Annotated in this window: 26 protein-coding genes; 5 read left to right on the top strand and 21 right to left on the bottom strand. The window is 62.0% G+C overall.

The annotated features are described in order from the left end of the window. Nucleotides 1-4: 4 nt before the first annotated feature. The 5 genes from PQ467_RS11910 to PQ467_RS11890 all read right to left on the bottom strand — a co-directional run bounded on the left by PQ467_RS11910 (nt 5) and on the right by PQ467_RS11890 (nt 6,369). Nucleotides 5-673, bottom strand: coding sequence for a haloacid dehalogenase type II (locus PQ467_RS11910; protein ID WP_274173618.1), 669 nt, complete (start codon nt 671-673; stop codon nt 5-7). Nucleotides 674-821: 148 nt separating this feature from the next. Further along, nucleotides 822-1,775 carry a 2-hydroxyacid dehydrogenase gene (locus tag PQ467_RS11905; protein WP_274173617.1) on the bottom strand — a complete coding sequence of 318 codons (954 nt, stop codon included), beginning with the start codon at nt 1,773-1,775 and terminating at the stop codon, nt 822-824. Beyond that, nucleotides 1,772-2,764: a PepSY-associated TM helix domain-containing protein gene (locus tag PQ467_RS11900; protein WP_274173616.1), complete on the bottom strand. Its 993-nt coding sequence runs from the start codon at nt 2,762-2,764 to the stop codon at nt 1,772-1,774. The genes PQ467_RS11905 and PQ467_RS11900 overlap by 4 nt, the downstream gene beginning before the upstream one ends. Before the next feature lie 78 nt (nt 2,765-2,842). Then, nucleotides 2,843-4,975, bottom strand: a complete 2,133-nt coding sequence (locus PQ467_RS11895; RefSeq protein WP_274173615.1) for a TonB-dependent siderophore receptor — start codon at nt 4,973-4,975, stop codon at nt 2,843-2,845. Nucleotides 4,976-5,193: 218 nt separating this feature from the next. Next, nucleotides 5,194-6,369, bottom strand: coding sequence for a DUF1624 domain-containing protein (locus PQ467_RS11890; RefSeq protein ID WP_274173614.1), 1,176 nt, complete (start codon nt 6,367-6,369; stop codon nt 5,194-5,196). A 473-nt stretch (nt 6,370-6,842) separates the two neighbouring features. Here PQ467_RS11890 and PQ467_RS11885 point away from each other — a divergent pair, with 473 nt between their 5' ends. The 3 genes from PQ467_RS11885 to PQ467_RS11875 are packed head-to-tail and all read left to right on the top strand — an operon-like array spanning nt 6,843 to nt 8,148. Continuing rightward, nucleotides 6,843-7,112 (top strand): hypothetical protein, encoded by a 270-nt coding sequence (locus tag PQ467_RS11885; RefSeq protein WP_274173613.1) that lies wholly within the window; start codon nt 6,843-6,845, stop codon nt 7,110-7,112. Next, the gene (locus PQ467_RS11880; protein WP_274173612.1) at nt 7,109-7,558 is read left to right on the top strand and encodes a periplasmic heavy metal sensor; all 450 of its coding nucleotides are present in this window, start codon (nt 7,109-7,111) and stop codon (nt 7,556-7,558) included. The genes PQ467_RS11885 and PQ467_RS11880 overlap by 4 nt, the downstream gene beginning before the upstream one ends. After that, nucleotides 7,558-8,148, top strand: a complete 591-nt coding sequence (locus PQ467_RS11875; protein ID WP_274173611.1) for an RNA polymerase sigma factor — start codon at nt 7,558-7,560, stop codon at nt 8,146-8,148. Before PQ467_RS11880 ends, PQ467_RS11875 begins: the two co-directional genes overlap by 1 nt. Before the next feature lie 190 nt (nt 8,149-8,338). Here the strand turns inward: PQ467_RS11875 and PQ467_RS11870 are convergent, their stop codons facing one another. The 6 genes from PQ467_RS11870 to PQ467_RS11845 all read right to left on the bottom strand — a co-directional run bounded on the left by PQ467_RS11870 (nt 8,339) and on the right by PQ467_RS11845 (nt 11,253). After that, nucleotides 8,339-8,536, bottom strand: coding sequence for a helix-turn-helix transcriptional regulator (locus PQ467_RS11870; protein WP_274173610.1), 198 nt, complete (start codon nt 8,534-8,536; stop codon nt 8,339-8,341). Continuing rightward, nucleotides 8,533-8,811 (bottom strand): hypothetical protein, encoded by a 279-nt coding sequence (locus tag PQ467_RS11865; protein ID WP_274173609.1) that lies wholly within the window; start codon nt 8,809-8,811, stop codon nt 8,533-8,535. Before PQ467_RS11865 ends, PQ467_RS11870 begins: the two co-directional genes overlap by 4 nt. A gap of 292 nt (nt 8,812-9,103) precedes the next feature. Then, nucleotides 9,104-9,508, bottom strand: coding sequence for a hypothetical protein (locus PQ467_RS11860; protein WP_274173608.1), 405 nt, complete (start codon nt 9,506-9,508; stop codon nt 9,104-9,106). Then, nucleotides 9,505-10,317 carry a DNA-methyltransferase gene (locus tag PQ467_RS11855; RefSeq protein WP_274173607.1) on the bottom strand — a complete coding sequence of 271 codons (813 nt, stop codon included), beginning with the start codon at nt 10,315-10,317 and terminating at the stop codon, nt 9,505-9,507. The genes PQ467_RS11860 and PQ467_RS11855 overlap by 4 nt, the downstream gene beginning before the upstream one ends. Continuing rightward, nucleotides 10,310-10,876, bottom strand: coding sequence for a hypothetical protein (locus PQ467_RS11850; protein ID WP_274173606.1), 567 nt, complete (start codon nt 10,874-10,876; stop codon nt 10,310-10,312). The genes PQ467_RS11855 and PQ467_RS11850 overlap by 8 nt, the downstream gene beginning before the upstream one ends. A gap of 11 nt (nt 10,877-10,887) precedes the next feature. After that, entirely contained in the window at nt 10,888-11,253 is a 366-nt protein-coding gene (locus PQ467_RS11845; protein ID WP_274173605.1) for an ogr/Delta-like zinc finger family protein, read from the bottom strand. A 317-nt stretch (nt 11,254-11,570) separates the two neighbouring features. Between PQ467_RS11845 and PQ467_RS11840 the strand changes: the two genes are divergently transcribed. Together PQ467_RS11840 and PQ467_RS11835 are read left to right on the top strand one after the other, a co-directional pair. Next, nucleotides 11,571-12,404, top strand: coding sequence for an XRE family transcriptional regulator (locus PQ467_RS11840; RefSeq protein ID WP_274173604.1), 834 nt, complete (start codon nt 11,571-11,573; stop codon nt 12,402-12,404). A 457-nt stretch (nt 12,405-12,861) separates the two neighbouring features. Further along, on the top strand, nt 12,862-13,299 hold the full coding sequence (locus tag PQ467_RS11835; protein WP_274173603.1) for a hypothetical protein: 438 nt from the start codon (nt 12,862-12,864) through the stop codon (nt 13,297-13,299). Between the two features lie 148 nt (nt 13,300-13,447). Here the strand turns inward: PQ467_RS11835 and PQ467_RS11830 are convergent, their stop codons facing one another. The 10 genes from PQ467_RS11830 to PQ467_RS11785 form a co-directional block, all read right to left on the bottom strand. Next, nucleotides 13,448-14,461 carry a contractile injection system protein, VgrG/Pvc8 family gene (locus PQ467_RS11830; protein ID WP_274173602.1) on the bottom strand — a complete coding sequence of 338 codons (1,014 nt, stop codon included), beginning with the start codon at nt 14,459-14,461 and terminating at the stop codon, nt 13,448-13,450. Further along, nucleotides 14,458-14,838 (bottom strand): phage tail protein, encoded by a 381-nt coding sequence (locus PQ467_RS11825; RefSeq protein WP_274173601.1) that lies wholly within the window; start codon nt 14,836-14,838, stop codon nt 14,458-14,460. The genes PQ467_RS11830 and PQ467_RS11825 overlap by 4 nt, the downstream gene beginning before the upstream one ends. Beyond that, nucleotides 14,838-17,102 (bottom strand): hypothetical protein, encoded by a 2,265-nt coding sequence (locus PQ467_RS11820; RefSeq protein ID WP_274173600.1) that lies wholly within the window; start codon nt 17,100-17,102, stop codon nt 14,838-14,840. Before PQ467_RS11820 ends, PQ467_RS11825 begins: the two co-directional genes overlap by 1 nt. Continuing rightward, nucleotides 17,103-17,219 carry a GpE family phage tail protein gene (locus PQ467_RS11815; protein WP_274176147.1) on the bottom strand — a complete coding sequence of 39 codons (117 nt, stop codon included), beginning with the start codon at nt 17,217-17,219 and terminating at the stop codon, nt 17,103-17,105. A gap of 23 nt (nt 17,220-17,242) precedes the next feature. Further along, complete coding sequence (locus tag PQ467_RS11810; RefSeq protein WP_274173599.1) at nt 17,243-17,602, bottom strand: phage tail assembly protein; 360 nt, start codon at nt 17,600-17,602, stop codon at nt 17,243-17,245. A 34-nt stretch (nt 17,603-17,636) separates the two neighbouring features. Then, the gene (locus PQ467_RS11805; protein WP_274173598.1) at nt 17,637-17,972 is read right to left on the bottom strand and encodes a hypothetical protein; all 336 of its coding nucleotides are present in this window, start codon (nt 17,970-17,972) and stop codon (nt 17,637-17,639) included. Nucleotides 17,973-18,056: 84 nt separating this feature from the next. After that, nucleotides 18,057-18,566 (bottom strand): phage major tail tube protein, encoded by a 510-nt coding sequence (locus tag PQ467_RS11800; protein WP_274173597.1) that lies wholly within the window; start codon nt 18,564-18,566, stop codon nt 18,057-18,059. 47 nt (nt 18,567-18,613) lie between these two features. Then, nucleotides 18,614-19,756, bottom strand: coding sequence for a phage tail sheath subtilisin-like domain-containing protein (locus PQ467_RS11795; RefSeq protein WP_274173596.1), 1,143 nt, complete (start codon nt 19,754-19,756; stop codon nt 18,614-18,616). Nucleotides 19,757-19,765: 9 nt separating this feature from the next. Beyond that, on the bottom strand, nt 19,766-20,113 hold the full coding sequence (locus tag PQ467_RS11790) for a GPW/gp25 family protein (protein WP_274173595.1): 348 nt from the start codon (nt 20,111-20,113) through the stop codon (nt 19,766-19,768). Continuing rightward, on the bottom strand, nt 20,110-20,649 hold the full coding sequence (locus tag PQ467_RS11785; protein WP_274173594.1) for a phage baseplate assembly protein V: 540 nt from the start codon (nt 20,647-20,649) through the stop codon (nt 20,110-20,112). The genes PQ467_RS11790 and PQ467_RS11785 overlap by 4 nt, the downstream gene beginning before the upstream one ends. Nucleotides 20,650-20,753: the final 104 nt, after the last annotated feature.

Here is a 20,753-nt window from a genome sequence, read left to right as displayed (position 1 = left end):
AGGATCAGAGGCCCACCAGAGCGGGCAGACAGCCGATATGCGGGATTTCCACATCGCGGTAATTGGCGTTCGACGGTTCATGCCCGCGCCCGACGAAAACGCGCGTGCCAAAGCCAAGGTCGGTCGCAGTGTTCTGGTCATAGCGGAAGCTGGAGGAGACATGCATGCCAACCTCCGGCCCCCAGCCAAGCTGGTCGAACATATATTCGAAGGCCTGCATGCGCGGCTTGTAGGCCTGTGCGCTTTCGGCGGTATAGACGGCGTAGAAGGGCGCGCCCAGCTTGGCCACATTGTCGTGGATCTGGCTGTTCATCGCGTTGGAGAGGATCACCAGCGGGATCTTGGTGCCGATTTTCGACAGGCCGCCGGGAACATCCGGGTGCGGGCCCCATGTGGGCACAGCCTGATAGATCGCTTCGCCATGGGCTTCGTCATAGGCGACGCCATATTTCTTGGCGGTGCGCGACAGGGCGTTGCCGATGATTTCGCGATAGGGCTTCCATGCGCCCAGCACTTCATCAAAGCGATAGGCCGAAAAGTCCTTGATGAACGCAGCCATCTTTTCCTCGCCGATCACATCGCCGTAAAACTGGCGGGCCATCTCGCCCATGTGAAACTTGATCAGCGTACCATAGCAGTCAAAGCTGATGAACTTGGGAGTGAAAATGGTCATGGGTCCATCCTGAAAAAGGTGCGCGCTGTGGCACCGAACGCCTGCACAATAGGCCACCGCCGCGCCGGAAGAAGAAGCCGATTGCGATTGGCGCACGGGGCCGCATACGGTTTTTTAAGCGGGCCTTTCGGCAGGTTATGCTGCGCCCTCAATAACCCCGGCTGCGGTCGATGTCGCCCGCCACGCTTTGCCCCGCCATCACGCCTTTCAGCGCGTCGATCAGCGCGTAAACCGCCGTGTCGATGCGGGTGACGCCCGCGATATGGGGGGTCAGGAAAACCGCCGGATGGCCCCGCAACGGGTGGTTTTCCGGCAGGGGCTCGGGGGTGGAGACATCAAGCATGGCAGCACTTATGACGCCTTCGTCAAGGGCGGACAGCAGATCATCCTGCACCAGATGCCCGCCGCGCGCGACATTGATGAGAGCCGCGCCGCGCGGCATTTTGGCAAAGGTTTCGCGGCACAGAATGCCGCGCGTTTCATCGGTCAGCGGCAGCAGGCAGACAAGGATGTCGAGCCCGCCCAGAAAGGCGTCCATGCCTTCCTCGCCTGCAAAGGTTTCCACGCCTTTGATCGCGCGCTTGCTGCGGCTCCATCCCGAAAGGCGAAAGCCGATGGGGGAGAGCATCCGAATGGCCGCCTGACCCAATTCGCCAAGGCCCATGATACCCACCCGGCGTTCGCAGGCCATTTTGACCGGCATATAGGGGAATGTGCCCGCCCGTTGCCCGGCCACCAGCGCGGGCAGATCGCGATGCAGCGCCAGCACCGCCATGGTCACATATTCGGCCATGGTGGTGGTGATGCCGGGCTCGATCATGCGGATCACGCGGACGTGGGGCGGCAGGATCGAGAGGTCGAGTTGATCCACGCCCGCGCCGATGGAAAACAGCACCTCCAGATTGGGCAGGGCGGAGATCACCTCCTCGGACAGCGTCCATGCGATGAGATAGCGCACGTCCTGCGCATCGCCGATGTCGGGCCAGCAGCGGAACGGCACCTCGGGCAGATCGCGCGCGAAGATTTCGGCCCATGCCGCGCCGCGCTTGGGATCGCCACAGTGTACGATGGTGGCGGAACCGCCACGGGGTACAATCGTCATTTGCGTTTTCCTTTGTGGGCGCGGTTCCATGCGATCACGCCGCTGATGGTGAGAAAGAGGAGCGCGCCGCCGACCAGCGCGATGATGACTTGTCCGAAAATGCCCAGCGCATCGCCCGTATGCAAGGGCAGCAGCCGCATCCACAGCGCGGGCGCATCGGCGGCACGGGTGATGCGCGGCGCGCCGTCGGGGCCAAGCGAAACCGTGTCGAGATCCCAGTGATTGGTGCTGTGGGCGGCAAAGTGGAATGTGGCGTGGCCCGATGGCGCAAGACGGATATCACGCAGCGGCTGGCCGGGCAGGGCGGCGCGGGCATAGGCGGCATCGAGCATCGGCGCAGGATCGGAGCGCGCGGGATCGCCAAGAAATGGCCCGGTGGCGGGCGGCACGATCAGTGGCCAGACCAGCAGCACCCCCGTTATCGCGATCATCCCCAGCAGCATCGAGGCCACGACCCCGGTCGAGCGATGCCACAGGCGCAATTTCAAACGCTTAGGGGCGCGGGTGGGGATCGCCAGCCCTTGCCGCAGCCGCCCTTTGCCGGGCCACCAGAAGATGACCCCGCTGATGCCCAGCGCCAGCAGGCCGATGCCTTCCAGCGCGATCAGCACCGAACCGGCGATACCCGCAAACAGGCTCGTATGCCATTCCTCCGCCACGCGCCATGGGTCATGCCAGAGCGAGCCACGGTTCATCACCCGCGCGGTGGCCGGGTCGATCTGAATGAAAACGCGTTCGCCCGCTGCGTTGCTCATGCGCGCCACAACCGGGGCGCCGGGCGGATAATCCAGGCGAAAGGCGCGAAAGCCGGGCGCGGCGCGCATCGCGCTGTCCACCAGCGCCGACGGGGGCAGGGCGGGGCCGGAGGTGATCGCCGGGGCAGGCGCCGGGATCAGCATCAAGATGCCCGTCAGCGCCTGCAACCCCATCAAGGGGGCCAGCGCCAATGCGATGCGGCGATGCCAGATCAAAAGGCTTTTGCGGTTCATCGGCGCTGTTCCGGCATGAAGGCACAAAAAAGGCCACCGCCTGCGTGGGGGGCAGGCGGTGGCCAGTCAGGATGGATCTCAGAACGCGTAGCTGATGCGCCCCGTGATCGTGCGCGGCGCGCCCGGCGCCACCCACAGCGTCGAGTAGGACGAGGCGTACCACGTCACATCGAACAGGTTTGTGACATCCACGCCGAGGCGGATGCGCTTGGTCGGTTCATAGGTCATCAGCGCGCGGGTCAAAGTATAGGCGGGCAGGATGAAGGAGGTGGCCGTTTCACCCAGGCGCGAGGAGACGTAATTGATGCCCGCGCCCACCGTGACCTTGCCCTTGTCGCCAAGGTCAAAGCCCTTGGTGGCCAACAGGTTGGCGGTATGGGCCGGGATGTTGATGAGCTTGGCGCCGGGGTTGATGGCAAGGCCGAAGTTGAAATCCTTCGACGTGCTGGTCCAATGCGCGTCAGTATAAGCGTAGGTGCCGTGGATATCGATCTGGCCCGGCAGATGGGCGTCAATGCCCAATTCGACGCCGGTGCTGCGCGCGCTGCCGCCCGCGATGGAGAAGCCTTGATGCGCCGGATCGGGATCTTGCGTCAGCACATTGGCCTTGGTCATGGTGAACACAGCCAGCGAGGCCGAGATCACCTTGCTGGTATAGCGCGCGCCCACTTCATAGGATTTGCTGGTTTCCGGGGCAAAGGGCTGGCCGGCAAAGTCCTGGCCGCTGTTGGGCCGGAAACCGTTGCCCCATGCGGCATAAAGACCCATGCGCGAATTGACGTCATAGAGCAGGCCGACAGTCGGGCTGAAGCGCTCCTTGACCGTGTTGACGGTGGGGTTGTAGCTGCCCACGCGGGCGCCGATCAACTGGTTGAAATGGTCAAAGCGGCCGCCGAACCGGATCTTGACCTTTTCGCCAATATCCATCTGGTCCTGAAAATAGATGCCCCAGCTCTTCTGCTTTTCCAGCGAGTTGAGCACGGTGGCATTGGGCGTGGGCATCAGGCCATAGACCGGTGCAAAGACGTTGATGGCATTGCTGGCCGCGGTCACCGGGGTGCCTGCGGTATAGGCGACGGGGCGATAGCGGGTCTGGAGCGTGTTGATGTCGAATTCGTCGACATCCGCGCCCAGCAGGACATGGTGCAGGATGGGGCCGGTGGTGATCCGCCCCGAGATTTCGCCGCGACCGGTGATGTTACGCGTACGGAAATCGCGATAGCGGCGCTGACGCGACAGCATGGTGCCGGTGCTGAAGATGGGCTGGCGGCCGGTGGCCAGTTCGGCGTCTTCGGAAAAGCCGATCATGCTGGTTTCGCGCAGGCCAAAGCCAAGGATCGCCACCCAGTCGCCAAACAGCTTTTGCTGCATTTGAAACTGATGGCCAAACACTTTCACGCGGGTCGGGCCATCGCCGGGTTCGCCAAGGAAAGTGTTGCGCGAGACAGCGCCCAGTTGCTTGTTGATGGCCACGATGCCGCGATCAAACGGCGTTGCCAGCGCAACATATTCCATTTCATAGGACAGCGAGGTCTTGTCGGTCGGCTGCCACAGGATTGAGGGGTTGATGACTTCCTTGTTCGATTTCACCGTGTTGCGGAACGAATGCGCATCCTCGATCGCGCCATTGACGCGGATGGCCAGCTTGTCGGAAATGCCAAGGTTGAGGTCGCCTTCGCCGCGATAGGTGTCGAAGGAACCGGCCTGCGCGCCGATTTTGCCAAAGGTTTTGCCGATCTTGGCCTTTTTCGTGATGATATTGATCGTGCCGCCCGGTTCGCCCCGGCCAAAGACCGCGCCATTGGGGCCTTTTAGGATTTCGATGGTTTCCACGTTCGATGCATCGCGCGCGCCGCCATAGCCGCGCCCGCCGTTAAAGCCATTGACCAGCACGCCGGTCGGGAAGTTTTCATCGCCCGCAAAGCCGCGAATGGCGAAACTGTCCCAAAGGCCGCCGAAATTGTTCTGGCGCACCACGCCGCTGGCAATATCGGTGATGGAATCCATCTTGGTCAGGTTGACCACGTCCATCAGCTTGGAGTCGATCAACTGGATCGTCTGCGGCAATTCCTTGACCGGAACGTCGCCGCGATAGGCCTGACGCTGGCCGGTGACGACGATGGAACTGGTCTCATCGGCGGCCAATACGGGTGTCGAGAGCAGCGCGGCTGTTGCCAGCAGCACGGGTTTGATAGCGGAGCGGTCGATCATTTTGAAATCCCCCTGATGGATGCTTGTTCTCAACCTGCGTGGGCGTCGGACCGATCCTGCCGTAGGTTCACACCCCTGTTTTACGGCGGTCGGTCTCTTTTATGACAATTGTGAGGCTATGCCCTTTATGAGGAATCTTCATTCGAAGCGGGCCGATCAGACGGCCGATAGTGTCGAAAAGAAGCAGGGCGCAGCACGATTGCTGTGCGCCCGCATCTTCACAAATACTTAAGCCATGCCAGATCGCGGCGGCGCTGTTTCAGCCCGGCAAACCAGCGCGTGGGCAGGTAAAGCACCGGCAGCAGGATCGCCACCCAGATCCACACGGTCGACAGGTTGTCGACGCCGAAGAACTGTCCCTTCACCGGGCCATAGAGCGCCATGGCGACATTATAGATCACCTTGAGCGTGTAGAGATGGAGCACGTAATAGAACAGCGGCGCCCCGCCGAGGCAGGCCAGCATCGGCATCGCGCGATGGTTGCCCAGCCGTTCAAACCACGCCAGCAGCAGGCATCCCGCGCCAAGCGTCAGCATAAGGAACAGCAGGCTGGGCGGATATTTGGTGAGCGCCAGAAAGCTCATCACCGTGCGCAGCGGGGTTTGCGCCACGAACCACGGCTTGTCGCCATAGATATTGGCATAGCGCAGCAGCGCGAAACCGACCAGCAGCCCAAGGCCCAGCAGCGCCAGACGCCGGATGCGCGGCGCAGGATCGGTTCCGCGCGCAAACCACGGCCCCATGCCATAGCCCAGCGCGATCACGCCGATCCACGGCAGGATGGGATAGGAAGTCTTGATGGTCAGCCATGCGGCAGGATGCAGCACGGCGCGCTGGTGGATCAAGGCCCATGGCACATACCACGCATCGCCCGGCTCCAGCCGGATCGGGTCGAGGAGGTTGTGCAGCAGGACAATCCCCAGACCCAACGCCACGAGACCCTTGCGCGGCAGATGGATCAGTGCGGCCAGCGCCAGCATCGACCCGCCGATCGCCCACATCACCTGAAGCCAGATGGTGGTGGGCGGAAACTGGTTTGCCTGTGTCGGCCAGGCATAGCACACGACCGAGAGTTCGAGCGCGATCAGGAACAGGCCGCGCTTGATGAGGAAAGTGCTGACCTCGCCCTTGCTGTGCGATTGGCCGTAGAGCCATGCCGAAAGGCCCGTCAGCGCGACAAATACCGGCGCGCAGAAGGTCGAGAGCAGGCGCGTGAAGAACAGGCCCGGATCGACGGTATGGGCATCGACGGGATCGCTGACCTGAAGGTGCAGGAAGAATGTTTCGCGCACATGATCGACCAGCATGAAGGCCATGACCAGGCCGCGCAGGGCATCAATGGCGATAAGACGGGAACCGAGCGGACGCGTGGAAGCAGAGGATATCTGTGTCATGTTATATCCTCCTATCGACCCTATTCCGTCACGGTCAAGCGCTAAGGCCATATCGTTGCTCATCATGCTTCTCCGGCGGCGAGGAAAAGAGGACGTTCCAAAAGCCCGCCTGGACCGCCCTTGGGCCACATAGGCCCGAGCGCCAGGGCGCGAGCGGATGCGAGAGGAGCGGACATGCCCCCCATTCGCCGCGCCATTTGCGACAGTTTTTCCATCATACGGCCCCCCGTTGATCAGAGCCGCGAGGCGGCCCTTGTTGTGACGAGCTTATGACAGATCCGCACATTACTTTGCCGAAAATGACGGGTCCGGCGGCACAGTGTCGCGTAGGCGATGGGTTTGGCGGTATGAGTTGGTCTTTGCGGCAAGGGCCGGCGGCAAGCTTTTTTGGCCGCCATGGCAGATAAAGTGAGGGGCAGGCCCGATTGCCGCGTATAGAAGGCCAAGAGCATTGGCGAAGAGGCGAGGCTGGAATGAAGGTGCAAATCGACGATCTGCTGGCGCAACTGGGGGCGGCTGCGCCTGATCCTCGGCTGGCGATGATCGAGGCGGCGGTGCTGGAAGGCGCCGAGCGCGCCCGGCAACCGGTGCTGTCGGTGCCGATGCTGGCGGGGATTGCAGCTGTCGCGATGGTTTCCGGGGCGCTGGTTTCCGGCATGGGCGCCGCGCCGCGTGCGCCGGTCGATCCGCTGGGGCAGGGTCTGGCGCTGGCACCTTCGACCTTGTTGGGGCGGGCGCTGTGAATCGCAAGGGTTCGTTGTTGCTGGCGCTGGCGCTGGGGTTTGCCGGGGCTTTGGGCGGGGCGATGGTCGGGCGGATGATGCCGCATGGGGCGCAGGATGAAACCGCGCTGCATCAATTGCTTCATGACGAATTGGCGCTCGACGCTTCGCAGCAGGCGCGGATAAATGCCATGAATGCCGGTTTCGCCGCGCAAAAGGCGCAATTGGTGGCACAGCAGCGCGCGGCCAATGCCGAACTTGCCGCAGCCTTGCGCGATGAGCATTCCTATGGCCCGCGCGTAGCCGCCGCCGTAGACCGGTCGCACCACGCGATGGGCGCGCTGCAAAAGGCAACGCTTGAGCATGTCTTTGCCATGCGCGCCGTGCTGCGCCCCGATCAGGCGGCGCGTTTCGATGCCGGTGTGGCGCGGATGCTGACGGCCACGGAGGCGGATCAGCCGCGCTGATGCCCGCGCCCGATGCCTGGAGCCCGCAAGCCTTCAACCCGCATGCGTTGAGCGATGGCGAGCTGGCCGCGCTTGCGCTGGGCGGGCGGCAGGCGGCCTACAGCGCCTTGCTGCAACGCCACCGCGACCGGGTCTTTCGCATTGCGCGCGCCTCCTGCGGCGATGAGGAGGCTGCCTTGGACATCACCCAGCAAAGCTTCATCAGCGCCTTTGCCGCCCTTGGCCGCTATGATCATGCGCGGCCTTTCGCGCATTGGATCGCGCGCATCGCGCTCAACAAATGCCGCGACCGGGCCCGCCGCCAGAAATTGCGGACGCTGTTCTCGTTTGCCATGCCCGAGGATCAGGGCGCGGGCATTCCTGATCCGGCGGTGAGGGCCGATGACGCACTGGCCGACCGGCAGGAGTTGGCGCGGGCCATGGCTTGTATCGCCCGCCTGCCCGCCTCCCAGCGCGAGGTGCTGGTGCTGCGCGGCGTTGAGGGCATGAGCGAGGCCGAAGTTGCCGCCGTGCTGGGCATTACGGCCAAGGCGGTTGAAACCCGCCTCTACCGCGCGCGCCGCGCTTTGGCCGAAATGCTGGAAAAATAGCGCTGCCGAGAGGCGAGAGCGTTTGCCCAAGCTGCATGGTAAAACCGGCCGCCAAGCCGTTTCCATGCAACGCGATAGATGGCAATGTGGTCGGGGAGACAACATTCCAACTACCTTAGCTTTAGGTGGGAAATCCGCCATTTTTTGGAGAGGTCCGGGGGCATAACGCCCCCAGAAACGCCCCCGGAATTCAGGTGTGAACAGGGGGGCGGGAAATGATCCATTCGGTGATTTCGTGGTCCAGCCAGCCCACAGCATTGAGGCTAAGCTGGCGCGGGCGAGGGAATTCGCCAGCACCGATTCGCCGGTAGACCGTGGCGCGACTCATTCCGGTGCGGCGGACCACATCAGGCATGCGCAGAAAATGCAGATCTCCGTTATCGCTCATGCCTCTGCGGCTCCGCGAATCGTCGGATAGCTGGCCTGAAGGTCTCCCATCAGGCGCTTGCCCAGCGTGGACAGCGAGTGATTGAGCGCGGAGAGGTTGCCCACGCCCACGTCATGGGCCGGATCGACGGCACCGGCCAGAAGGCCCACGGTGTCCAGCGCCTCGAACAGCGTGTCGAGGTCGCCCTTGACGTCTGCGGGCATCATGTAATGCGGATCAAAGGCGGCCAGTTCGGCGGCGCGGCGGGCTTGGTCCCCGCCAAATTCCTTGCTCATCAGATCAGCCCCCCAACGAAGGCCCGACGGTCAAAGGGATTTTTGGTGGTCGGGCTATACCGGGTTGGCGAACCGGAGCGATCAGCAAGACCGGCAGACGCGAACGTCTCCCAATATGCCCGACCATAAAAAAGCGCGCCGGAAATAGTCCGACTGCGCGCATGGTCGCTGATCATTTCGCGGTCGCCAAACCGCATCGCCACCGTTTTCGTAGCGATAGCGCGACCAATAATGGGATTCGCACTCGCGGGCAAGGTGCGAAGTGTGAGAGCCTTAATTTTACACAGGAAGTTCAAATCCCCATCCTTTCTTTTGGGTCTAGGTTGAGGCGGCGACACAATGCCACCGCGCCCGCGCTGGTCAGGCCCAGCGTGTCCATCGCCACGGCCCAGCGCGGCGCTTGCGGCCCATCCCCGCCCCGCAAGCCCCGGATCGCACGGCGCAGCAATTCCGTATCAGACAAGCCTGCCAGCGATTCGCGCGCGGCGGGCGGTGAAAAGGTGTGAGGGGCAAAGGCCGGTTCGGGCGAAAGCGGGCCTTCGCCGCTTTCGCGCGTGAATGCCTCGGCCTGCGCCGGGGTCATGACCGCCGCGCGCGACAGCCGCCGCGTATAGCCCAAGCCCGCCGCGCGCAGATACGCACGGCGGGCCGGATGCCACAGCACTACACCGGGCGCAGCGGCGACGGGTGTGTTCAAGCGGCTAGTGCCTCACCAAGGTCGATGCCTTGTTCCGCCGCGATCCGGGCGCGGGCGGTGGCGAAATGAGCGGCATCCATTTCCACGCCGACAAAGCGCCGCCCGGTCCGTACCGCCGCAACGCCGGTGGTCCCGCTGCCCATGAACGGGTCAAGGATGGTGTCGCCGCAGATCGCCAGCAGATCGGCCAGGAGCGCGGTAGGTTTGCCTGCGATATGGTGCTTTTTCTCGCTTTGGGTGGCCAGGCGATAGACGCCGGGGGCGCAGGGGCCGTCCTTTGGCATGGTGCCGTTGCTACCCCAGAGCAGGTATTCGCATTGGTTGCGGTATGCGCCTTTGCGGGGGCGGGTGCCCTCCGTCTTGTCCCAAGCCACCACGCCGCGCCATGTCCAGCCGCCAGCCTGAAGCGAGTCGGACGTGGCGGGCAATTGCCGCCAGTCCGAAAACACGCCGATGATGCCCTCGGCCCGCGTGACTTCGCGGCAGGCCCCCAGCCACAGGGCCGACCAATGAGCGAAAGAACGTTGGTCGCGGTTGTCGCCGGAAAATTCGGCATATAGTCCGCGCGCTTTGGGGCCTTGATATTTGTCGCTTGTTTTGAGGGTGCGGTCGCCCCGGAAGGTGCCGCCGCTGGAATAGGGCGGGTCGGCCATCACGTCCGAGATCCCCGCCTCGCGCAGCTGATACAGCGCGCGCAGGCAATCGCCATGGATCAGCAGAGCATCGCCCACCACTTCGACATAAAGGCCATGGGCGCGCAGGCGCTCGACCACGGCAACGGGAAAGGGGCGGGCGGAGGCGTTAGGCATTGGGCAATCCTTGTCCGGTGGTTTCATCGGGCGTCATCAAACGCTGATGACGGCAGCCACCATGGATGCCGGGTAGGGAGCCGCAATTCGGGCAGGGTGTGCGCGGCGATGCTACAGGGCGGCGTTCTTGAGCGGCGGCGCGCTGTTCCATCCGGCGCAGGCCCATCAGATCGACCGCGCGCAGGGTGCGGGCGTGGCGCGGGGCAGGCGTCGCTTCATCGACCGCCACGATATGGCGCTGCGGTCCGCTGTGGCCTTTGCCCACGATCCGCAGCGATGCGGCCAGCGCCTCGCTGCCCATGCGAATGGCATCCTCCGGCTCGATCATGCCAAGGTCCACCATGTCGCGTTCCACCACGATTTGCGCCGCAAAGCGGCGGATGGCATCGACCGGCAGGCCGGTTTCCTCGGCCAAGGCAATGGGGTTATAGGCCGCGCCTTGATCCAGCACCGCTTGATTGATGATGGCAAGGCGCTGATCCGGCTTGCCAAGGGCGCGGCGGCGGGGCGGAATCGGCATTGTCTGGCGCGGGGCTGCGCCATGGTTTTCTTGCTTCATGTTGGGCATCCTCAGGCTTGGGCGGTGAAGGCGGCGAAGAGGTCGAGTTGGTTGATGTCGATTTCCGACCCATCAGCCCCAAGCCGCGCCTCGCGCACGGCGGCCATGACTTCGGACCTTGATGGCGTCCGCATGGGCAGGGCGGCCATTTCCGGGTTGGGAATGGCCGAGGGCACAAGGCCATATTCATAGGTCAGCGTGGCGCGCCACGTATGCCCGCAAAAGGCGTTGGTGCAGGCAAACAACAGGCTGCGCGTGGTGATGTTGATTTCTTCACTGGTGCGCCGATGGCTTGGCATGAAGCAATGCGGACAGCGCAAATTGCCGTCGCGGGTCGATACCGGCGGCATGGGGAGGGATTGAGACTGTTCCTGCATAGCTTCGCGCCTCATTCAGTGAATTTTATAATGTGCGGTTAATGGCGGTGGTATCGTTGCGGCAGGCGGCGGTAAAACCACGCGAATTCGCTCTTTTGCGCGCCGCCGCATCCCTAAGAATTGATTTTGCCAAGGTTTGATAGAGCCATAGAGGGCGAAAACGGACTGTGAACTAGCCCCCGGAACGATTATGAATTGGCCAAGCCAAGGGCGAATCGGCGCTGGCCCGTCAAAAATCGGGCGGGAAAGATACGGTCTGTGCGGAAGCATAACCTTGGCTAAATGAATTAAAATAAATTCAAAATCAAGGCTATTCCATGACTGATGACGCGCACCTCGGCAGCCATCCCAACGTAATTCCGCTGCGCCCCGAACAATCGGGCAATATGCGGGTCGCGTTGACCCATGATCGGGTGTTGCGGATCAAGATGCGGATGACCGAACTAAAGATGGATCAGACCGAACTGGCCCATGCCACCGGCCTTAGCGCCAGCGGCATCAGCCAGATTTTCAAGGGCAAGATCAAGGGCACCCGCCACTTTCCCCTTTTCGCCAAGGCATTGAAGGTCAATGTCGACTGGCTGCTGGGCGATACCGATCAACGCGTCGATCTAAGCCAGTGGCAGGGGGAGGATATTTCCGAAAAGGATCTGTCCCAACTGCTGGAGCGGTTTGACCTTGCCGCCGAGAGTGTCGCGACCGTCAGCACGGGCGGGGTTATAGCCACCGAATTCGACCGGAGGGGCCAAACCGTAGCCGTGCCCGAAATCGACCTGATGCAAGCGTCGGGGCATCTTGTCGGCGGCATTCATGTGCTGGCTCATAATTACATCATTGGGCGGGCGCTGATCGAAATGCACACTCGGGCTGATCCGGCGAATGTCATGGTGGCGCAGGGGATCGGTGACGCGATGGAGCCGGTGTTGAACACCACCGACCTGTTGTTCATCGACACCTCGCGCCGTGTGGTCCAGACGCAGGACGTGATATGGTTGGTGCGTTATGCCGGGATGCTGGCCATCCGCCGCGTTCGTATGACGCCGCAAGGCGTATGCTTGATGGCGGCTAACCCTCTGTTGCCCGAACAGGTAGTCGATGCTGAACATCTGGAGGTGCTGGGCCGCGTGGTGGGCGCGCTGCGGAAATTTTGACGTCTACGTGTATGCGTGTCTACACGCATACACTTCCTGTTGGGCTGCGAGGGGAAATTCGAACGCCCGCTTTCGCCCAGTTGCGGAGCCTGCCGGATGACTTGAGCGTCATACCCTAGAGCAGTGCCGCTTAGCGCTATCATGATTGTTATAGCGTGCGCCCTAACCATAATGTATGGGCAAGCCATGCAGTGCTACATTGTCTCATTCCAAGCCAACGAGGCTACAGTTCGTCGGAGCATCCGCGACCTCCTTAAAACGTATTCAATGTACTGCCCTATCAACAATACGTGCTGGGCGATTGTTACTGAACAGAATGCGAAAGAAATACGAGACCACTTGAAGGACGCGTTAACCCCTAATGACCGTCTTTTTGTTATCCGATCTGGGGTTGAGGCTGCTTGGAGAAAGCCAATAAGCTCTAAGCACAGCGAATGGTTGAAAAAGTACTTATAAGATGACAGGAAGCGCTCCTCTTGAAGGCAATAAAAAACTTGTCGTTAGGCGAGGTACCGTCGATTCCGTAGATCTTTATGAGATTAAGGATTCCGAACTCGATATACTCGAGCGGGGGAGTTCGGCAGATTTACAGCTAAATTTCTCAATCTTTCTGGTATCGATTGCCTTTTCAGCCATTTGTGCGTTATCCACGTCAACTTTTGCATCTGAAAGCATCAAGACGGTTTTTATCGTCGTATCCGTTTTTGGAATTTTGCTTGGTTCGTATCTTATCCTTGCTTGGTGGCGCTCGAGAAATAGCGTCAAGGAACTGTGCAAAACTATCAGGAAGCGCATCGCGCCCGAGTCTTTCGCCAGCAGTGAAGATCAAGATGTCGGTGACGCGGAAGAAGCGGGAGCTGCTTGTAATTTGCTGGACGAACCTCCCCAAGGTTAGTCGGCCAAATTCACCCATGGTAGGTTTGCCTATCCCCTCATGAGCGCGATGGCATTTGTCCGCTCCCCCTAACTTTCCCGACATTCCCGTAGCCCTTTGCACTGTTCAACACCGGACGTTCATTGGCAACGGTATGTGACCACGCGGCCTAGCCCGCCACCTGCAACTCCACATCGGTTTTAAACCCGTCGCCCCCGCTCATGTTGTGGGTCACGCTGGAAATCAGCCACCGCTTGCCATCAATCTCGCTCTTGAAGCCGCTGACCTTGGCCTTGGCCCCGGCGCTCAATCGCGCATCGCCAAGGGCCAGCGTTATGGAAAAGCTGCCCTTGGCGCGGGCCTGTCGGTTGGCCTGCGCGTTTGCGGCGGCGGTGGCGTCGGCATGGCTGGCATAGGTGCGCTTCAGGCGCTTGCGCTTGCTGCCCCCTGCGCCCACGGTCACACGCTTGGCCGCGCCCTGATCGAAATATTGGGCCTCGGCCCCGTCGTTCTCCCCCTCGCGCGCAGAGCGCTTATAGCTGGCCCTGTCGCCATCCTTGCGGGTGATGGTCAGCGTGGGGATGGGCTGGCCGTTTACGGTTGTGGCCGCATCCTTGGGCGCGAAAATCAGGCTCCCGCCCTTGATGGTGGCCATGGCATCATAGCGGCGGCCCAGATCGCGCAGGAATTGCATGTCGCTCTTGTGCGCCTGTTCCGCCGAGGTAACGACCGTTGCCGCCAGATCGGCATGGCATTTGGCGGCCAGCCCATTGGCGGCGGCGACTTCGGCCACGATCTGGCCCAGCGTTTCGCCGTGGTATGTCTTGTTTTTGCGAGTGCGAAAGCTGCCCACAAAATCGGCCGAATGGGCCGATATCGTGATGCGGTCGGGCGGACCTCCCCACGTCACATCATCCACCTTGAACGTACCCTTTGGCACAAGGCCCACGGCAACGCCGGTTCCCCGCGCCCAGCCCAGCGAGACGGTCAAAACCGCGCCTTCGGGGGGCAGGGCGATGCTGCCATCATCGCGGATGGTGATTTCCAGCTTGTCCGCCTTTTCGTCGGTCGCCTCGTCCAGCTTCAGGCTGATAAGAAGCGGGCGAAGGGTGGCCGTAAGGTCTTTGCCGTCCAGAAGAACGCGCCACGCCGCCATGGGCTGGACATAGGCCGCGCCGCTCATGCGTCGGGTACTCGCGCAAGGTCCAGCGTAAACTCGACGCTGCGCGCCTTGCCGTTGTCCAGCATATTGGCATGCTTTTCATTAAGGCGGCGAATGATGAAATTGCCCAGGATCTTGCCGTCGCCCCGCACCAGCGGATAGGCGTCGCCCGCCTCGGCCATGGCGGCGAGCTTCTCGATGCTGGAATAGGTGCCGCATATTTCAGGCACCAGCATGCCGCCCAGAAAGATGGTATCGGTTCCCGGCCCGACATATTGCGTGGATGGCAGGCCGCCAAAGGTTTCAGTTTCCGGGTGCCGCCAAGTGCGGTCGCGCTCCAGATCGGCAAACAACAGCGTGGGCATGTCAAAGGCGAACAGGCCAAGGGCGTAGAACATCAAAAATCATCCTGATAGGTGGCGAGGCCGTTGCCCCGCTGGGCGCGCTCGATCAGCTCCATGACGCGCCGCGCCAGTGTCTGGGCATCCTCGCCCGGTTGCTGGTGGATATGGATTTCAATCTTTCCCCCGGCCAAGCCGATAGGGGTGGGCGCGCGGGCGCTGGCCGCCGGGGTCATGGTCAAGGCCCCCGCGCCAGCCACGGCGGCGGCCATGCGGCGCATCGCCGCCTTGGGCCGGTGGGCGTGGTTATCCATGCCGAGGCCCAGCCCGGTGGCGATATGGCCGCCCATTTCCATCATCAAACGACTGGGCGATTTGATGCCGAAATAGTTCTTGAAGGCGGTCGCGCCTTGGCGGGCAATGTCGGTCAGGCGGTTGACCAACAGAATGGGGTTAAGGCTCATGACCAAGCCCTGCATCATCATGCCGCCCATTCCCTTCAGCCAAGCGGGAAGGGCCGCCAAGGTGCTTTTGACGAAGGTCACGCCGCCCCAAAAGGCGGCCTTGATCTTGTCCACATTGCGCCAGATCAGCACGGCGGCCAGACCCACCGCAACGCCTATCAGCATCCACGAAACCGGAATGGCCATGATAAAGGGCAGGATAAAGCGCGCAGTCATGCCCACCCATCGCAGGGCCGTGGCGACCTTGGGGAAGGTGGCGGCCAGACTGCCAAGGGCCTTGTATTTGCTCCAAATGCCCCACAGATCGGCAATAGGCTTCAGCAGGCCGCCAAAGGCCAATTTGCCCGCTGCCAAGCCCACGCGCAGCCCGATCAGCCACATAATGGCCGTGCCAACCCATTTGAAGATGTTGGGGTGACGATTGCCGAATGAGGTCAACCCATCCAGCGCATCGGTCAGCTTGCCAACGCCGAAAATAGCCATGTCCAGCAGGCCGCCCTTTTTGGCCGCCACCTCAAGGAACGAATGCCATTTGGCGGACATCTCGGCGGATTTGCCCGCCAAGGTGCCGGAAGCAACCTTGACGCTGCCCTCAATGCCGAGTGCCCGCGCATTCGCCGTGCTTTGCATAGCCAGCTTGTCGCGCTGCTGATAGGCCGTTGCAAAGAGGTTGGCCGCGTTCCGGTTGGAGAAAATGCGCCCAATCTCATCATAAATGGCCTGATCCCCGGTAATCCCTTTCTTGGCAAAGGCAGGCAGCAATACCTTGTTGAGGTAGGCCAGAACGCCCTCTTCGCGCAAAACTGAAATGTCGGCCGCACCGGGCAAGGTTTTTTTGACCATGCCCAACTTGTTGAATTCGACCTTCTTGGGGTCGAGTAGGCCCAGCCGCATCAATTCCTGTTGCGAGGCGATGCTGCCGTGGCCTTGCGCCAGATTGCTGTAAACCGCGCTAAGGCTGTTACCAAAGCGGTTGCCGCTCATTTCCTGAAGGAATGGCTCGGAATTGAGGTAAAATGCCTTGTCGGACATGGTCTTGGCGAGAATGCCGCCCACCTTCATGGCAAGCAGCATTTCATTGCCGTTCACGCGCCCACGCGAAGCATTCACCACCTTTTGGGCGAAATCGGCCTGCTGGGCAAAGGCGGCCTCACTTTTGGTGCCACCACGAAATTCGATGGTTTTCATCAGGCTCATAAGGGCCTGATCGTGTTCGCCGCCCGCCTCGGCCCCAAAGAGGGCTTGATTGGCAAACTTCATTTTGGCGATCAGGGGTGTGGCGAAATCGGCCTCATGGGTGTCTTTGAAAATGGCCATGGCATCGCCATAGGCCGCCGCCATATCGCGCGTGGAATTGCCGATGATATGCGCGCCATGCGCAAACCTGTCAGCCTGTCGGACAACGCCTTTTCCTAAGCCCAAAGAGTCAATGCGCGCCAATTCGGTTTCGTAATCGCGCGCTTCCTTGATCGCGGCAAAGAAGGGAACGGCGGTCATTGCCGTGCTGGCAAGGCCCATCATGCCTTCCTGCCGATAGGTTGCGGCGCGGCTCTGGATACGCGCGGTGCGCCCGTCTATCGCATCCAGACGCTTGCGCCGCTCGATCTTGGCGCGCAGTTCCTCTTCCTGTTGCAGCAGCTTTTTCTGCGCGTTCCAGAGGTGGTTGACGCTGCCCGTCGCCACCTTCAATTCGGCATCATAATCCTTGATGCCTTTTTTGACCTTGGCCAGTTCACTGGTCAGACCGCGCATTTCATCTTTGGAGGATCGCCCAAGCCCGATCATGGACTTGAGCGAACCCGACAGGCCATCCAGCGACGAAAACTTGACCACAAGGTTCAGAAGGTTGTCGCTCATTTATTCCTGCCCTTGCATTCTATTCCAGCGGGAGATGGCCCGTTCGCGCCAGCCAAGCAGTTCATCCAGCGCCATCGCGTCCAGCGTTTCCTTTGGCCAATGAAAGATGGCCGCGATGTCCGCGATCAGGTCATCGACGCTTAGTGCGGCGTCGGCGCTTCCGATGCCGGGGCCGTCTTCATCTTCGTCTCCAAAAAACTCAGCAGCGCGCCGGTGATTTCGGCAATGTCGTCAAAATCCAGCTGTTCGGCCTCGCTGGCCGTAATGGTCGGGTGGGCGATGCGCGGCAAAAGCGCGATGATCGTATCCGCGTCGCCCGCAACAATGTCGGGAATTTTCAGGCCGCGCAGTTCGCCGCTTTTCGGCTTGCGCAGGGTCAATTCGCTGATCGTGTTGCCATTCTCGCGGACAAGAGGCGTGTCGAGGGTAACAGTGCGCGACTTGCCGGGGGCGGGCGTGAAGGCGGCGGCGATCTTGGCGTTGGTGGGGGTGGTGGTCATGGTGGAATCCCTTTCCTGAATTGACTGGATTGGATCAGCGGCGGCGATAGCTGCGGATGATCGTGGTGGTTCGATAGGTGCGCGCGGCGGGTGAGGGGCGATAGGCCGGGGGCCTGTAGGCGGGGTGGTACACATGATGGTTCACCACCTGCACCTGCGGGCGGGGCTGGCTGGCGCGGCCTGCCATATAGCCCAGCGCGCCGCCGATCAGGCCGTCGCGCAGCGTGTGGTCGGCGGGCGCGGCGGCCTGCGGTTGGGGGGCGGGTTGGTCGGTGTCATAGTCGATCTGCGGGGCCACGGGGGCGCTGTCGCATCCCGCCAGAGCGAGGGAGAGGAACGCGGCGGCGGAAATCACGGCAATGCGGCGCATGGGTTTTTGTCCTGCAGGGGAAAGGTCATTGCGGGCGGGTGTTTCGCCCCGGCGCGCCCGCATTTCGCGCCGGGGCGAAGGGGGTTAATCGGCGGTGGCAGCGCGCAATTCGGCGTAACGATCCACCCCGAAAACAAGGAAAACGTTGTTCATCACGTCAATCGTGATCCAGTTTTCGCCGTCGACGTCCAACTGGTAATAGACGCAGGACAGCTTGCCCTTGTGGGCCGTGTCGTCGCCCACTTTGGCGTTGCCCATGTCGATTTCGGTATATTGGCCCATCACGGTCACCTCGACCGTGCTGACAGTGCCGAATCCGTCCTCCTGATAGCCACCGGAAAACCGGGCCACGACCGCATCATAGGCCGCCGCGCCAAAGTCGCGCAGGGCCGTGCGGATCAGCCCGCCCATGGTGAAATCAAGCTCCAGCTTTTCAAGGCCGACCGTCGCCTGAAGCGCGGCCAGCATCCCGCCATTGCGAAATTCGATCAGCTTGTGGGTCAGCTTGGGCAGGGTCACTTCGGAGACGATGCCCTTATGGCCGCGCCCGCCGAGGTGGAGATTCATGTCTTTGAGTTTCGCGGGAAAGCCCATGGCGAAGCGCTCCTATGAGATTGTGGGGGAGGGGAAGGGGCGCGACCTTAGCCGCCGACCGCCGTGGTGGTGCTGGCCAACTGGGCGGCAAAATCGCTGTAATAGGTGTCGGTGATCGTCTGGTTTTCGGTCAGGCTTTGCAGCGGCGCGCAGGGCGTGAAATCATAGGACAGCGCCAGATTGCCGCCCGCCAGATCGCCGGTTTCATTGAGGCCGGTGTCGTAATAGAAATTGCCGCCGATCAGCCAGCCATTGGCCACGCATTTGCGAATGAAGGCGTTGCCCTTGGCGATCAGCGTTTTGACAATGCCCAAAGTCAGCGGGCTGTCGACATAAGGGAAATGGGCCTCTTGGATCGTGTCCTGAAGCACCTGACTGGTACGCACCGCGCTCTCGAAACGCCAGCTGTCCGCGTCCGAGGTGGTTTCATTGCCCCAAAACCGATAGCCGTTGTAACAGATCAGCGTGGTGATGTTTGCCGCGTTCAGCAGGGCCGCGTCGGTGGTGTCATCATCCATCGCCCAGGACACGTCCTTGGCCATGCCGGTCACGCCGGTAATCACCACATTGGAAATCGTTTTGTGCCAGCCCACGGTCTGGTCGATATAGGCGCGCAGGCCCAGCGCGCAGCCAATCGTATCGGCGCTGCCCTTGGCTGTGGCGGGCCAGATCAGCATCAGTTCGCGCGCGCCGAATTCCTCGCGATAGGCGATGGCATCATCGCGCGTGTCACCCTGCGCCATGGCATAAACGAAGCCGCGCAGGCGCTTGGCCACCGCGATCAGGCCGTTGGTTACGTCCTGCGTATCCAGCCCCGGCGCGCCGAGGATGCGCGGGCGTGATCCCGTCTTGGCCTCGGCCATCAACAGCGCCTGCATGCCGGTATAGGCGGGGCCGCTGGCGGTCCCCAAGACCTTGGCATCCTGATTTTGCGCGTCCACCGCCACGCGCACCACAACGATATTGGGGCTGACGATATTGGCGATGGCCAGCAGCGCGGGCCGCAAGGTGCCGGTAGTCCCCGCCTTGGCCAGAGCGGTCAGGACATTGGAAATCAGGACCGGCGTATCGAGCGGAAACATAGCGGCGTCCGCATCCGGCGCGGTCACAACCATGCCGATAACAGAGGTGGCGACGGTCGCGGGGGTCAGGCGGGTAGTGGTCAGAAGGTTGGTTTTGATGCCGTGCATGGGGGCGTCCTATCGTGAAAGGGGGATAGTCTGGGTTGTCAGGGAATTGGCGGCGGCGCGGCGCTGGCGCTCGATGGTCATGACGGCCTCGCCGCGCGCCAGATCGCCCGAAACCGTCACTTTGGTCAGCCTGATGCGGGGGAGCCATCGGGCAATCGCCATGGCCACCGCGCTGGACAGCAAAAGGGCCGTGGCGCGGTTGAGCGGGGCGTCCAGAATTTCAAAGCCGATCCAGCCATATTCGGGCCGCATCCATTCGGTGCCGGGGGGCGTGGACAGCAGATCGGCAATGCAATGATCGTCATACGCATCGCCGGAAATCAGCGCGCCGGTTACGGGGTCTATGCCGCTGCTCACGACACCGGCCCGCCCGAAATTGCCGCGCCGGATTGGACGCCGCTGTGGCGGTGGCCCTTGCCGCTGACGCCTGCGGCGATCACGTCCACCGATGCCGATACCGTGCCGGTGCATTCCAGATCGCCCTCGAGCGACAAGCCGCCGGGAGCCACAATCCGAACGCTGCCAGCATCGGGCAGGACAACCGAAAGGCTATGTGCCTGCGGGTCATAGGACAGGCGCGCGCCGTCCAGAAATTCGATGACCTCGGCCAGACTGTCGCCCAGCGTTGGAAAGGCATCGCTGGCCAGTCCGCGCAGGGCCACCGCCGCGCCGATTTCGCCAGCGGGGCAAAGCAGAACGACCTGCTCCCCCTCGCTGGGCGGCGACCATGTGCGGGTGCGGCCCATACGCATTTCGATCCAGCGGATAGGCGGGCTGGCGCTGTCATCGTCCAGATCGACCACGCATCGGCCCGCGCCCAGATCCACGCTGGCCACGGTGCCAAAGCGGATCAGCTGATAGGGGTCGGTCAGGGTATCTTCAGGCGTTCTCATGGCCTCACAAAGCCACCGCCCGCACCACTTCTCTATGTGCCGATATTGTCAGCCATCCCGCCACAATGCGGGCGAATGGAATGCCGCGCGCCCGCGTCCGATAG

This window comes from Novosphingobium sp. KACC 22771 (genome assembly GCF_028736195.1).
Classification (GTDB): Bacteria; Pseudomonadota; Alphaproteobacteria; order Sphingomonadales; family Sphingomonadaceae; genus Novosphingobium.
The sequence above is the reverse complement of the archived record's forward strand: the minus strand, read 5'-3'. Positions and strand labels throughout refer to the sequence as shown.